Consider the following 13,017-nt stretch of genomic DNA (forward strand, 5'->3'; position numbering starts at 1 on the left):
CGTAGAGGCCGCCCTCGTCACCGACGCATCACCTTTCGCGCCAGGCCGTTGCCGGCGAACTGGGCGATCTGGACGAGCGCCACGATGATCAGCACGGTCGTCCAGGTGACCACCGTGTCGAACTGCCGCCAGCCGTACTGGAGGGCGAAGGCGCCCAGTCCGCCGGCCCCGATCGCCCCGGCGATCGCGGACATGTCGATGATCGCGACCACGACGAAGGTGTAGCCCAGGATGAGCGGGCCGAGCGCCTCGGGCAGCAGCACGGTGAGCACGATCCGCAGCCGCCCGGCCCCCATCGAGCGGGCAGCCTCGATCACGCCGGGGTCGACGCTGACCAGGTTCTGCTCGACGATCCGGCTGATGCCGAACGTCGCGGCCAGGGTCATCGCGAAGATGATCGCCTTCTCGCCGATGCCCGTGCCGACCACGACGCGGGCGAAGGGCTGCACGGCGCCGATGAAGATGACGAACGGGATCGGCCGGAAGAAGTTGACCAGCAGGTTCAGCACCACGAAGACCGGCCGGTTGGCCAGCAGCCCGCCGCGCCGGGTCGTCGAGAGCGCCAGCCCCAGCGCCAGGCCGAGCAGGCCGCCGACCAGCAGCGTCAGTCCGACGATGTAGAGGGTGGTGAAGAACTCCTCGCGGAGCAGGTCGGTGAGGTCGAGGAGACGGGTGTCGTCGAACATCAGGCCGCCACCTCCCGCACGTCGACCAGGGCCCGTACGGCGCCCAGCGCCGCCTCGACCTGCGTCGGGTCGCCGGTCAGCGACAGCGTGAGGTTGCCGAAGGTCTCGCCCTGGATGTCCTCGATGCCGCCGTAGACGAGCTCGAACGCCACGTCGCGGGAGATCAGCTCGGCGAACACCTGAGACTGGCGGACGGCGGGGTCGCGGAAGGCGAGCGTCACGAACCGGCCGTCGTGCCGCTCCCGCAGCACCTGCAGGGCCCGCTCGGGCGGCTGGTCGGCGACGAGGGTGGAGACGAAGCGGCGGGTCGCGGGGTGCTGCGGACGGGAGAAGAGGTCGAAGACCGGTCCCTGCTCGATGACCTTGCCGTCCTCCATCACCGCGACCTTGTCGGCGATCGTCTTGATCACCTCCATCTCGTGGGTGATCAGCACGATGGTGATGCCGAGCTCGGTGTTGACCTGCTTCAGCAGGGCCAGCACCTCCTGGGTGGTCTCCGGGTCGAGGGCGCTGGTCGCCTCGTCGGCCAGCAGCAGCTTCGGCGAGGTGGCCAGTGCGCGGGCGATGCCGACCCGCTGCTTCTGGCCGCCGGAGAGCTGGTCGGGGTAGGCGAGCGCCTTGTCGGCGAGACCGACGAAGTGCAGCAGCTCGGAGATCCGCTTGCGGTGCTCCGACTTCGGGACGCCGGCGACCTGGAGCGGGAAGGCGATGTTGCCGTAGACGGTGCGCGAGTTCATCAGGTTGAACTGCTGGAAGATCATGCCGATGTCGCGGCGGACCCGCTGCAGGCTGCGCTCGCCCAGCCCGACGATCTCGGTGCCGTCGACCCGGATCGAGCCCGACGTCGCGGGCTCGAGCGCGTTCACCAGCCGCACGAGCGTCGACTTGCCGGCGCCGGAGTAGCCGACGATGCCGAAGATCTCACCCGCCTCGACGTCGAGGTCGACGCCGTCGACGGCGACCGTCGGCGAGCCTCCTCGGGAGCGGGCGGGGAACTCTTTGCGGACGTCGCGGATCTCGACGAGGGGCATGCTGCGGGTCCTTCGGGTGGGGCGGTGGATGGTCCGGGAGCGGTACGACGGGGGCAGGGTGCGCCCCACCCCCGTCGTACCCGGTGTCCTGCGGTCAGCGCATCACTGCTGGGCGCGGGTGTCCTCCTCGACCTGCGCCAGCGACTCCTCGAGGTCGGCGACGGGGGTCTTCAGCAGCACGGCCGTGTTGCCGGAGGCCTCCTGCACGCCCGCCTGGACCTTCTCGTTGGTCTGGTAGATCTCGACCAGCTTGCGGTAGGTCTCGTTGTCCTGGTCCTCCGCGCGGGCGGCGAAGATGTTGACGTAGGGCAGCGCGTTCGGGTCCTCGGGGTCGTCCTGGGCGATGGCGTCCTCGAACGTCAGGCCGGCGTCCTCGACGAAGTCGTTGTTGATGATCGCCGCGGCGACGTCCGGCAGCGAGGTCGGCGTGAGGTTGGCGTCGAGGGCGGTGACCTTGACGCGCGAGGCTTCCTCGTCGATCTCGTCGAGGGTGGAGTAGATCGAGCCGCCACCCTCGAGGGTGATCAGGCCGGCCGACTGCAGCACGAGCAGGCCGCGGGCCAGGTTGCTGTCGTCGTTGGGCACGGCGACGGTCGAGCCGTCCGGGATGTCCTCGACGGAGTCGAACTGGGTCGAGTAGAGCGCCAGTGGGTAGATCGCGGTCGCGCCGATCGGCACCAGGTCCTCGTCGGCGTCGACGTTGTAGCCGGCCAGGTAGACGATGTGCTGGAACTGGTTGAGGTCGAGGTCGCCCTCGCTCAGCGCGGGGTTGGGCTGGGTGTAGTCGGCGAAGTTCTTCAGCTCGACCGTGATGCCCTCGTCGGCCGCGGCGTCGACGTAGGTGTCCCAGTACGGCTCGCTGGCGTCGACGACGCCGATCACGACGGTGTCCTCGTCGTCACCGCCCCGGAGGGCGAAGAACGCGACGGCCGCGACGACCGCGAGGACGACGACCCCGACGACGACGTAGAGGCCGGTGCGCGAGCGGGGTGCTTCGACGAGCTGGTCAGACATGGTGGATCCTTTCCGTTCCGGCTGGTGGCCGGATGACTCACGTGCGGGCGGTGGCCCGCGTCGTGAGAGATTAGTACCTAAAGTCGATCAACTAACAATTGATTCGACAGGAGGGGCCGGACGGTCGGTCCGGTGCACCCGCCCCAACGGCGGGCCACCCGACGGGATTCCCGGGTGGTTTGGACTGTGTCGAGGTCCACCCCGTAGACTTCCGTGCTGGTGGATTTCCCACATGCTTCGGCGTGCCCGGAAAGCCCATCGGAGGGCACTAGCTCAACTGGCAGAGCATCGGTCTCCAAAACCGAAGGTTGGGGGTTCAAGTCCCTCGTGCCCTGCAGGACAACTGGTCAACCGGCCGGACGGAAACGAACGAGGAGAGGTGGCGTCGGTGTCGGACAGCACGCCGGACAGCAAGGCGGTCCGCGGTCCACGCGACAGCAAGGCCGACAAGCGCACCAGCCTCCCCACGTTCTACCGACAGGTCGTCGCGGAGCTCCGCAAGGTCGTGTACCCGACCCAGGAACAGCTGGTCACGTACTTCTTCGTGGTCATGGTGTTCGTGGTCGTGATGATCGCGCTGGTCTCGGTGCTCGACCTGGCCTTCGGAAAGCTCGTGTTCTCGATCTTCACGGGGCCCGGCCAGACGTGATCGAGCCGCCCGCGGGCTGACCGCGGGCCTCGGTCCACCGGTACCGGCGACCTGCCGGACCGACGAGCACAGCGAAGTGATGGAGCAGCACGTGTCGGAGCAGCAGGAGCCCGAGGTCACCCTCGAGGACCAGTACGGCGAGCCGAACGACGGCCCGGAGATCCTCGACGACGACCCGCGCCTGGACGCCGAGGTCACCGACGAGGACACCGACGAGGCCCTGGGTCTCGACGACACCGACGCCGAGGGTGCGACCAGCCACGACCTCAGCCTCGCCGAGGGTGACGAGGAGCCGGAGGCCGCCGACGAGGAGGCCGCCGACGAGGAGGCCGCCGACGAGGACCCGCTGGAGGCGTTCCGCCGCGAGCTGTGGGCCAAGCCGGGCGACTGGTTCGTCGTGCACACCTACTCCGGCATGGAGAACCGGGTGAAGTCGAACCTGGAGAACCGCATCATCTCCCTCAACATGGAGGACTACATCCACGAGATCGTGGTCCCCACCGAGGAGGTCGCGGAGATCAAGAACGGTCAGCGCAAGATGGTCAAGCGCACCGTGCTCCCCGGCTACGTCCTGGTCCGCATGGACCTCACCGACGAGTCCTGGTCCGCCGTGCGCCACACGCCGTCGGTGACCGGCTTCGTCGGCCACAGTCACCAGCCGGTGCCGCTGAGCATGAGCGAGGTCGAGAGCATGCTCGCGCCCGCCGTGGTCGCGCAGGCCGAGGCCGAGGCCGCTGCGGCCGCCTCCGCCGCCGGCACCCCGGCGCCCGCCGGCACGACGACCAAGCGTCCGGTCGAGGTCGCCGACTTCGACGTGTCCGACTCGGTCATGGTCGTCGACGGTCCGTTCGCCACGCTGCACGCCACGATCACCGAGATCAACGCGGAGTCGCAGCGGGTCAAGGCGCTCGTCGAGATCTTCGGCCGCGAGACCCCGGTCGAGCTCTCGTTCTCGCAAATTCAGCGAGTCTGAGAGGTCCGAGGCCCTGCCCCGAGCTTGCGAGGGGCAGGACAGCCGAGGAGGTCGAGTAGCGCCGACGCGGACCTGAGCGAAGCGAAGGAACGGGTGGCGCGTATCGAGACCATGATCCAGTTCGCGCAAGCACCTCCGGCTCGATTCGCCACCACGCGACTCGGGCTCGCACAATAGACCGGTTGCCCGGCGCGACCGAGCAACAGCAGGTGGCAGAGGCCGTCGTACGACGTCCTCGTCATGACCACGGAACAGAAAGAGAAGCAACATGCCTCCCAAGAAGAAGATCGCTGCGCTGGTCAAGGTGCAGCTGCAGGCCGGTGCCGCGACGCCGGCCCCGCCGGTCGGTACCGCCCTCGGTCCGCACGGCGTGAACATCATGGACTTCTGCAAGGCGTACAACGCCCAGACCGAGGCCATGCGCGGCAACGTGATCCCCGTCGAGATCACCATCTACGAGGACCGGTCCTTCACCTTCATCACGAAGACCCCGCCGGCCGCCGAGCTGATCAAGAAGGCCGCCGGCCTCCAGAAGGGCTCGGGCGTCCCGCACAAGGACAAGGTCGGCAAGCTGACCAAGGACCAGATCCGCGAGATCGCGCAGACCAAGCTGCCCGACCTCAACGCCAACGACATCGACGCCGCGATGAAGATCGTCGAGGGCACCGCCCGCTCCATGGGCGTCACCACCGACTGAGAGCCCCGGGCTCACCCATCCGGCCCCCTGTGGCAGAGCCGCGCTGGCTCACCTAGACCACGACTGGCACTGAAGAAACGAGAGAACCAGACATGCAGCGCAGCAAGACCTACCGCGCGGCCGCGGAGCAGTTCGACAAGGACGAGCTCTACGCCCCGCTGTCCGCGATCAAGATCGCCAAGACCGCCAGCAAGAAGAAGTTCGACGAGACCGTCGACGTCGTCATGCGCCTCGGTGTCGACCCGCGCAAGGCCGACCAGATGGTCCGCGGCACGGTCAACCTCCCGCACGGCACGGGCAAGACCGCCCGCGTCCTCGTGTTCGCCGTCGGCGACAAGGCGCAGGCCGCCCTCGACGCCGGTGCCGACGAGGTCGGTGGCGACGAGCTCATCGACAAGGTGGCCGGTGGCTACCTCGACTTCGACGCCGTCGTCGCGACCCCGGACCTGATGGGCAAGGTCGGCCGCCTCGGCCGCGTGCTCGGTCCCCGTGGCCTGATGCCGAACCCGAAGACCGGCACCGTCACCCCGGACCCGGCCAAGGCCGTGACCGACATCAAGGGCGGCAAGATCGAGTTCCGGGTCGACCGGCACGCGAACCTGCACTTCATCATCGGCAAGGCCTCGTTCGCCGAGGTCCAGCTCGCGGAGAACTACGCCGCGGCGCTCGAGGAGGTGCTGCGGCTCAAGCCCGCCAGCTCCAAGGGCCGCTACATCAAGAAGGTCACCGTCTCCACGACCATGGGCCCCGGCGTCCAGGTCGACCCCAACCGCACCAAGAACGTCGCGGTCGAGGACGAGGCCTGATCGCAGCCGCGCAGCGGATGCGATCGTCGGTGGTCGAGTAGCGGAGCGCATCGAGACCCGGCGAGCTCAACCAGAACATCAGTCGAAGGCCCGCCACCCGTCAGGGTGGCGGGCCTTCGTCGTTCCCGAGCAGCCCCAGCCGGCCGGCCCGGGCGAGCGCCTCGGGACGGGACGAGGCGCCGAGCTTCGCGTAGAGGCTGCGCAGGTGGGTCTTCAGGGTGTTGCGGCTGACGTAGAGCCGCTCCGCGACCTCCGGCAGGGAGGCGGGTCCGTCGAGCGCCGCGAGCACCCGCGCCTCCGCCGGCGTGAGCCGGACCACGGGCTCCGTCGACACCGGCACCGCGCGCGCCTCCGGCACCCCGTCGTACGACGACCGCAGCCGGTCGTTCAGCGCGGGCGTGAGCAGTGCGGCGGTCCGTCGCAGCTCGTCCGGCAGGACGGGGCGGTCGGCGGGAGGCGGCTCGTCCGCGAGCGCCAGCCCGACCAGCCGGCTCTCCCGGCGTACCCGCTGGTCGGATGCTCCGTGCTCGGCCTCCGCGGCCAGTCGGCGCGCCGAGGGCCGGTCGTCGCCCAGCAGGGCGAGGTGGACCGGCTGCAGGGCGCCCAGGGCGGGCATCGGGGTCTCGGCGAGCAGCCGGGACAGCGGGCCGGACCGGCCCCGCGCCCGGGCGATCTCGGCGCGGGCGAGCGCGGTGAACGACGTGTGGATCGACCCGTCGACCGCCGGTGTCGGGTGCCGCCCGGTCGTGGTGGCGACCAGGTCGGCGGCCCGCTCGGTCGCGTCGGTGTCGACCAGGTGCCGCACGATCGCGACCAGGGTGATCGGCCACAGCTCGTCGAAGGCCAGCTGGGGGACCAGGGCTTCGGCGAGCGGCGCCGCGGTGGTGACGTCGAGCCGGTCGACGGCGCTCAGCAGGGCCGCGACCAGGGCCGGGCGCTCCATGGTCTCCCACTCGATGAGGGTGCGGCCGCGCTCGGCGAGCGCGTCGACCTCGCGCTGCCAGCGGGCCTGCCCGGCGGCGTCTCCCGCCAGGGCCGCGAGCAGGACGCCGAACGGGGCGCCCGAGGTGGCGGCGTACCCCGTCACGTCGTCGGCGCGGAAGGCCCAGCACTGCTCGACGTGCCGGCGGGCCTGGTCGAGCTCCCCGGCGTGCAGGGCGGCCTGGGCCGCCTGCAGGTGCCAGTACGACGCCAGGTCGGCCGCCGGCGAGAACCGGGTGCGGGTGGTCGCCCGCAGCAGCGGGAGCGAGGCCTGCGCGAGCTCCAGGGCCTCCTGGGGGAGACCGGCCGCGCGGCGGGCGACCATGCCGAGGATCGCCAGCTCGACGTGCTCGCGCGCGCGGCCGGCGCGCACGGTCGCGTCCACCTGGGCGTCGTCGGGCAGCAGCACCCGGGCGGCGCCGGGTGCGAGGCGGCCGATGCTCTCGGCCATCAGCGTGGCCCGCGGGTGCCGGCGTACCTCGTCCTCCGGCGCCTCGGCGAGCAGCGCGAACACCGCGCGGTAGGTGTCCTCCGCGAAGACCAGCCGGGTCCAGCCCTGGTCGACCAGCGTGAGCGCCCGCGGCCAGTCCTGCGCGGCGCAGGCCGCCAGGAACTCGTCCTCGGCCATCGGTCGCTCCGGGTCCTTCCCGCGGCTGGTGGGGTGAGGCCGGGGTGAGACGCGGTCCGGCGGGGGTGAAATCTACCGTCCGCGGGCGTTCGGGCCGACCGGGTCGGGAAACCTGGGCCCCGCGCTGGGTCCTGGCCCGTGTCCCGTGGGGAGGAGCACGTGCGAGGCGCCGGCGGCTCGGTCGACCCGGGTGGCGCCGTACTCGCTCATGGGGGCGGGTGCGGCACCCGCTCAGCGGCGGACCCGCCACGGGCGGACGGCCGGTGGCCCGGCGAGGACCCGCGCCCTGGTAGCTCGACGGGGGAGGATGGCGTCATGCTGTGCGTCATCCTCGACGACTACCAGGGCGTGGCCGCGTCGTACGCCGACTGGTCGACGCTGCCCGTGACGGTCCAGGTGGTGCGCGAGCACCTCGATCCCGACGCCACCGCCGCCGCGCTCGCGGGGGCCGAGGTGGTCGTGCTGATGCGCGAGCGGACCCCGCTCGGCCGCGACCTGCTCGACCGGCTGCCCGACCTGCGGTTGGTCGTCACGACCGGGATGCGCAACGCCTCGATCGACCTCGACGCCTGCCGCGAGCGGGGGATCCCCGTGTGCGGCACCGCCTCGTCGAAGACCTCGACCGCCGAGCTGACCTGGGCGCTGCTGCTCGGCCTGCTCCGCCAGGTCGGACCCGAGAGCCGCTCGCTCGCCGCCGGCGGCTGGCAGACCACCGTCGGCGCCGACCTCGCCGGCCGCACCCTCGGCCTGCTCGGACTGGGCGCCATCGGCTCCCGGGTGGCGCGCGTCGCGACCGCCTTCGAGATGGACGTCGTGGCCTGGAGCCCGCACCTCACCGGGGAGCGGGCCACCGCCGGGGGCGCCCGACTGGTGGGGCGCGACGAGCTGTTCGCGACGGCCGACGTCCTGTCGATCCACCTGGTGCTCGCCGGGGCCACCCGCGGGATCGTCGGCGCGCGCGAGCTCGGGCTGCTGCGGGCGTCGGCGTACCTCGTGAACACGTCGCGGGCCGGGCTGGTCGACACCGCCGCGCTGCGGCGGGCCCTCGACGCCGGGACGCTCGCCGGCGCCGCCCTCGACGTGTACGACGTCGAGCCGCTGCCGGCCGGCGACCCCTTCCGGGACCATCCGCGCGTGCTGGCCACCCCGCACCTCGGCTACGTGACGCAGGACAACTACCGCCGCTTCTTCACGCAGGCCGTCGAGGACGTGGCCGCGTGGCTGGGCGGCGAGCCGGTCCGGCTGCTGACCTGAGCGTCCGGCGGATTTGGCCGATCGTCCGCGACCGCCGTACAGTTCCCTGTTGAAACCAGAGACCGCCGGTGGTCGGCCTGTGCATGCAGGGTGACCGAAGGTTCCGCGAGACGCGGACGGCCTGCGCAGGGGACAGAGCAAGCTTCACGATCCGTCGTGTCCACGCCCTGAGCCTGCGCTCGGGGCGTTCGTCATTTCTCAGGCGCTGTGCGGTGGTCTCCCAGTCCGGAAGGAGACCCATGGCGCGGGCAGACAGGAACGCCGCCGTCGCGGAGATCGTTGAGTCCTTCAACGACGCCGCTGGCGCCGTGCTGACCGAGTACCGCGGTCTCACCGTCAAGGAGCTGCAGGACCTCCGACGCTCCCTCGGTGAGAACGCCAACTACGCCGTGGTCAAGAACACGCTGGCCAAGATCGCCGCCAACCAGGTGGGCATCTCCGGCTTCGACGACCTGCTGACCGGCCCGACCGCGATCGCCTTCATCCAGGGCGACGTCGTCGAGGCGGCCAAGGGTCTGCGTGACTTTGCCAAGGCCAACCCCACCCTGGTCATCAAGGGTGGAGTCCTGGACGGCAACATCCTCGACGCCTCGCAGATCGCCAAGCTGGCCGATCTGGAGTCGCGCGAGGTACTCCTGGGCAAGCTGGCGGGCGCCATGCTCGCCTCGCTGAGCCAGGCCGTCTACCTCCTCAACGCCCCGCTCGCACAGGCTGCCCGGCTCGCCGGCGCCCTGCAGGCGAAGGCCGAGGAGGACCCCTCGATCCTCGCAGGTGGTGCTGGTACGCCGGCCGCCGCTGACGAGGCTCCCGCCGAGGAGGAGGCTCCCGCCGAGGAGCCCGCCGCCGAGGCCGCCTCTGACGAGGAGACCGCCGAGGCGTGAGCCTCGGTGTCCACACCACCACCTGAAACCCGGCCGGACCGCGACCGCGGCCCCGGCCACCGAATGGAAGGAACGCCACCATGGCGAAGCTCAGCACCGACGAGCTCCTTGACGCCTTCAAGGAGATGACCCTGATCGAGCTCTCCGAGTTCGTGAAGCAGTTCGAGGAGACCTTCGGCGTCACCGCCGCCGCCCCGGTCGCCGTGGCCGCCGCTCCCGCCGCCGGCGGTGCCGCTGGCGGTGCCGACGAGGCCGCCGCGCAGGACGAGTTCGACGTCGTCCTCGAGGCCGCTGGTGACAAGAAGATCAACGTCATCAAGGAGGTGCGCGCGCTCACGTCCCTCGGCCTGAAGGAGGCCAAGGACCTCGTCGAGTCCGCCCCCAAGGCGATCCTCGAGAAGGTCGACAAGGCCACCGCGGACAAGGCCAAGGAGGCCCTCGAGGGCGCCGGGGCCAGCGTCACCCTGAAGTGACCTTGCACCACTGAGCACCACCTGATCGGCTGATCCAGCCGCATCGCCGCCAGGGGCGGCCACCCGTTCGACCGGGTGGCCGCCCCTGCTGCGTTCCAGCCCTCGACCGCCCGAGTTTGAGACCTACGCCACGCGGGCACACACGCATCGTTGGTCCGGTCCCAGCGGAAGTTTTCGCAGGTCGTGATGGGTGCCGACCGAGATCTCGGCTCGTGTCAAGCCCGTGACGTCCGGCACAGGGCGGCGTAACCTCGCCGCCGTACTTCCGTTGTTACCGGTCAGTGGGACGTGCGTTCACCGAACGTGCGTCGGGAGCAGTGGCCGGTTTTCTCGGACCGACGGTCGCAGAAGGGTGTCACGGGCATGGGTGTGGAGATCAAGGTCGACGACCTGAGCAAGTCGTTCGGCAAGCAGCTGATCTGGGGGGACGTCACCCTCACCGTCCCGGCGGGCGAGATCTGCGTGATGCTCGGTCCCTCGGGCACGGGCAAGTCGGTCTTCCTGAAGACGCTGATCGGCCTGCTGAAGCCCGACAAGGGCTCGATCATCATCGAGGGCACCGACATCGCGACCTGCTCCGAGAAGGACCTCTACGAGATCCGCAAGCTGTTCGGCGTGCTGTTCCAGGACGGTGCCATGTTCGGCTCGATGAACCTCTACGACAACGTCGCCTTCCCGCTGCGTGAGCACACCAAGAAGTCCGAGTCCGAGGTCCGCGACATCGTCATGGAGAAGATGGACCTGGTCGGCCTCGTCGGCGCCGAGGACAAGCTCCCCGGCGAGATCTCGGGCGGCATGCGCAAGCGCGCCGGCCTGGCCCGGGCCCTGGTCCTCGACCCCGAGATCGTGCTCTTCGACGAGCCCGACTCCGGCCTCGACCCCGTCCGCACGGCCTTCCTCAACCAGCTGATCGTCGACCTGAACGCCCAGATCGACGCGACGTTCCTGATCGTCACCCACGACATCAACACCGCGCGCACCGTGCCCGACAACATCGGGCTGCTCTACCACCGGCACCTGGCCATGTTCGGCCCGCGCGAGATGCTGCTCAGCTCCGAGGAGCCGGTCGTGCGCCAGTTCCTCAACGCCCAGCGGGTCGGCCCGATCGGCATGTCGGAGGAGAAGGACGCCGACGAGCTCGCGGCCGAGGAGGGGCAGGAGCTCCCGCCGCTGCCGCCGATCCCGATGCAGCTGGAGCCGTCCAACGGCATCGCCCGGCGCTCGCAGCGCGAGCCCGGCTCGTGGTGCCGGGAGAACGGCATCACCCCGCCGCCCGGCTCGTTCGAGGAGAACATGTCCATGGTCACGGGCAGCTGATCCGCTCGATGGCATCGATCACCGCGACCCGGTTCCTCGCGCCGGTCGGGACGGCAGGCAAGCTCTTCGCCTTCGCCCTCGACGTCGGCCGCGCCCTGTTCCGGCGTCCGTTCCAGCTGCGGGAGTTCCTGCAGCAGGCCTGGTTCATCGCCTCGGTCACGATCATCCCGACGGCGTTGGTCGCGATCCCGTTCGGCGCGGTCATCGCGCTACAGGTCGGCGGCCTGATCCGGCAGTTCGGGGCCCAGTCGTTCACCGGCTCGGCCTCGGTCCTCGCGGTGATCCAGCAGGCCGGCCCGATCGCGACCGCCCTGCTAATCGCCGGTGCCGGCGGCTCGGCCATCGCCGCCGACCTCGGTGCGCGCCGGATCCGCGAGGAGCTCGACGCGATGATGGTGCTGGGCATCGACCCGATCCAGCGGCTCGTCGTCCCGCGCGTGCTGGCGTGCATGCTCGTCGCGTTCTTCCTCAACGGCATGGTCAGCGTGGTCGGCGTGTCCGGCGGCTACGTCTTCAACGTGATCCTCCAGGACGGCACCCCGGGCGCCTACATCGCGAGCTTCACCGCGCTCGCCCAGCTCCCCGACCTGTGGATCGGCCTGCTGAAGGCGCTGATCTTCGGGATGATCGCCGCCGTCGTGGCGGCCTACAAGGGCATGAACGCGGCCGGCGGACCGAAGGGCGTCGGCGACGCCGTCAACGAGTCGGTGGTCATCACCTTCCTGTTGCTGTTCGTCGTCAACTTCGTGCTGAGCGCGCTCTACCTCCAAATCGTCCCCCCGAAGACAGGCTGACGCGATGGCCAACATCCGCAGCGTCTACCAGCGGCCGCTGGGCGCCCTCGACACCCTCGGGGAGCAGCTCCGGTTCTACCTGCGCGTCCTGCGCGCCCTGCCGCGCTCGGTCGCCCGCTACCCGCGCGAGATCCTCCGGATCCTCGCCGAGGTCACTCTGGGCTCCGGCGCGCTCGCCGTCATCGGCGGCACCATCGGCGTCATCATCGGCATGACCTTCTTCACCGGCGCCCAGGTCGGCCTGTCCGGGTACGCCGCGCTCAACCAGCTCGGCACGGCCGCGTTCTCCGGCTTCGTGTCGGCCTACTTCAACACCCGCGAGATCGCCCCGCTGGTCGCCGGCATCGCCCTGGCCGCCACGGTCGGCTGCGGCTTCACCGCCCAGCTCGGCGCGATGCGGATCTCCGAGGAGGTCGACGCCCTCGAGGTGATGGCCATCCCCTCGATGCCCTTCCTGGTCGCGACCCGGGTCATCGGCGGGCTGATCGCGATCATCCCGCTGTACGTCGTGGGGCTGCTGTCGTCGTACTTCGCCAGCCGACTGGTGGTCACCCAGTTCTACGGCCAGTCGTCGGGCACCTACGACCACTACTTCAACCAGTTCCTGCCACCCGGCGACGTGCTGTGGTCGTTCGGCAAGGTGCTGGTCTTCGCGGTCGTGGTGATCCTGATCCACTGCTACCACGGCTACACCGCCTCCGGCGGTCCTGCGGGAGTCGGCGTCGCCGTCGGTCGCGCGGTGCGCACCAGCATCGTCGCCATCAACGTCATCGACCTGTTCCTGTCCATGGCGATCTGGGGCACGTCCACCACCGTGCGATTGGCGGGGTGAG

At 70.3% G+C, this 13,017-nt stretch carries 14 protein-coding genes and 1 tRNA gene; 11 read left to right on the forward strand and 4 right to left on the reverse strand.

Translation table 11 applies throughout. From position 1 onward, the window contains the following. Positions 1 to 17 precede the first annotated feature (17 nt). The 3 genes from BLT76_RS14340 to BLT76_RS14350 all read right to left on the reverse strand — a co-directional run bounded on the left by BLT76_RS14340 (position 18) and on the right by BLT76_RS14350 (position 2,731). On the reverse strand, positions 18 to 686 hold the full coding sequence (locus BLT76_RS14340) for a methionine ABC transporter permease (protein ID WP_090857212.1): 669 nt from the start codon (positions 684 to 686) through the stop codon (positions 18 to 20). Further along, positions 686 to 1,717, reverse strand: a complete 1,032-nt coding sequence (locus BLT76_RS14345; RefSeq protein WP_090857216.1) for a methionine ABC transporter ATP-binding protein — start codon at positions 1,715 to 1,717, stop codon at positions 686 to 688. Before BLT76_RS14345 ends, BLT76_RS14340 begins: the two co-directional genes overlap by 1 nt. A 102-nt stretch (positions 1,718 to 1,819) precedes the next feature. Further along, positions 1,820 to 2,731 (reverse strand): MetQ/NlpA family ABC transporter substrate-binding protein, encoded by a 912-nt coding sequence (locus BLT76_RS14350; RefSeq protein WP_090857219.1) that lies wholly within the window; start codon positions 2,729 to 2,731, stop codon positions 1,820 to 1,822. 262 nt (positions 2,732 to 2,993) lie between these two features. Here BLT76_RS14350 and BLT76_RS14355 point away from each other — a divergent pair. The 5 genes from BLT76_RS14355 (at position 2,994) to rplA (ending at position 5,856) form a co-directional block, all read left to right on the forward strand. Next, positions 2,994 to 3,066 (forward strand) — tRNA-Trp (locus tag BLT76_RS14355). A gap of 53 nt (positions 3,067 to 3,119) precedes the next feature. After that, on the forward strand, positions 3,120 to 3,380 hold the full coding sequence (gene secE, locus BLT76_RS14360) for a preprotein translocase subunit SecE (protein WP_170867066.1): 261 nt from the start codon (positions 3,120 to 3,122) through the stop codon (positions 3,378 to 3,380). Between the two features lie 79 nt (positions 3,381 to 3,459). After that, positions 3,460 to 4,353, forward strand: coding sequence for a transcription termination/antitermination protein NusG (nusG, locus tag BLT76_RS14365; RefSeq protein WP_244509413.1), 894 nt, complete (start codon positions 3,460 to 3,462; stop codon positions 4,351 to 4,353). 268 nt (positions 4,354 to 4,621) lie between these two features. Continuing rightward, a complete protein-coding gene (gene rplK / locus BLT76_RS14370; protein WP_090857225.1) occupies positions 4,622 to 5,050 on the forward strand; it encodes a 50S ribosomal protein L11 in 429 nt (142 codons plus the stop codon). Positions 5,051 to 5,142: 92 nt separating this feature from the next. Beyond that, positions 5,143 to 5,856: a 50S ribosomal protein L1 gene (rplA, locus tag BLT76_RS14375; RefSeq protein WP_090857228.1), complete on the forward strand. Its 714-nt coding sequence runs from the start codon at positions 5,143 to 5,145 to the stop codon at positions 5,854 to 5,856. 100 nt (positions 5,857 to 5,956) lie between these two features. Here rplA and BLT76_RS26370 read toward each other — a convergent pair whose 3' ends face one another. Further along, the gene (locus BLT76_RS26370) at positions 5,957 to 7,465 is read right to left on the reverse strand and encodes a helix-turn-helix domain-containing protein (RefSeq protein ID WP_090857231.1); all 1,509 of its coding nucleotides are present in this window, start codon (positions 7,463 to 7,465) and stop codon (positions 5,957 to 5,959) included. Between the two features lie 315 nt (positions 7,466 to 7,780). Between BLT76_RS26370 and BLT76_RS14385 the strand changes: the two genes are divergently transcribed. From BLT76_RS14385 to BLT76_RS14410, 6 genes are all read left to right on the forward strand, one after another. Then, complete coding sequence (locus BLT76_RS14385) at positions 7,781 to 8,719, forward strand: D-2-hydroxyacid dehydrogenase family protein (RefSeq protein ID WP_170867068.1); 939 nt, start codon at positions 7,781 to 7,783, stop codon at positions 8,717 to 8,719. Between the two features lie 239 nt (positions 8,720 to 8,958). Beyond that, entirely contained in the window at positions 8,959 to 9,600 is a 642-nt protein-coding gene (rplJ, locus tag BLT76_RS14390; protein WP_090857234.1) for a 50S ribosomal protein L10, read from the forward strand. A gap of 80 nt (positions 9,601 to 9,680) precedes the next feature. Beyond that, positions 9,681 to 10,073, forward strand: coding sequence for a 50S ribosomal protein L7/L12 (gene rplL, locus BLT76_RS14395; RefSeq protein WP_090857237.1), 393 nt, complete (start codon positions 9,681 to 9,683; stop codon positions 10,071 to 10,073). 363 nt (positions 10,074 to 10,436) lie between these two features. Next, positions 10,437 to 11,390, forward strand: a complete 954-nt coding sequence (locus BLT76_RS14400) for an ABC transporter ATP-binding protein (protein ID WP_090857239.1) — start codon at positions 10,437 to 10,439, stop codon at positions 11,388 to 11,390. A gap of 8 nt (positions 11,391 to 11,398) precedes the next feature. After that, positions 11,399 to 12,184, forward strand: coding sequence for an MlaE family ABC transporter permease (locus tag BLT76_RS14405; protein WP_090857242.1), 786 nt, complete (start codon positions 11,399 to 11,401; stop codon positions 12,182 to 12,184). A 4-nt stretch (positions 12,185 to 12,188) separates the two neighbouring features. Then, the gene (locus BLT76_RS14410) at positions 12,189 to 13,016 is read left to right on the forward strand and encodes an MlaE family ABC transporter permease (protein WP_090857245.1); all 828 of its coding nucleotides are present in this window, start codon (positions 12,189 to 12,191) and stop codon (positions 13,014 to 13,016) included. The last annotated feature ends 1 nt before the right edge of the window (position 13,017 follow it).

This window comes from Nocardioides lianchengensis, assembly GCF_900101465.1.
Lineage (GTDB): Bacteria > Actinomycetota > Actinomycetes > Propionibacteriales > Nocardioidaceae > Nocardioides > Nocardioides lianchengensis.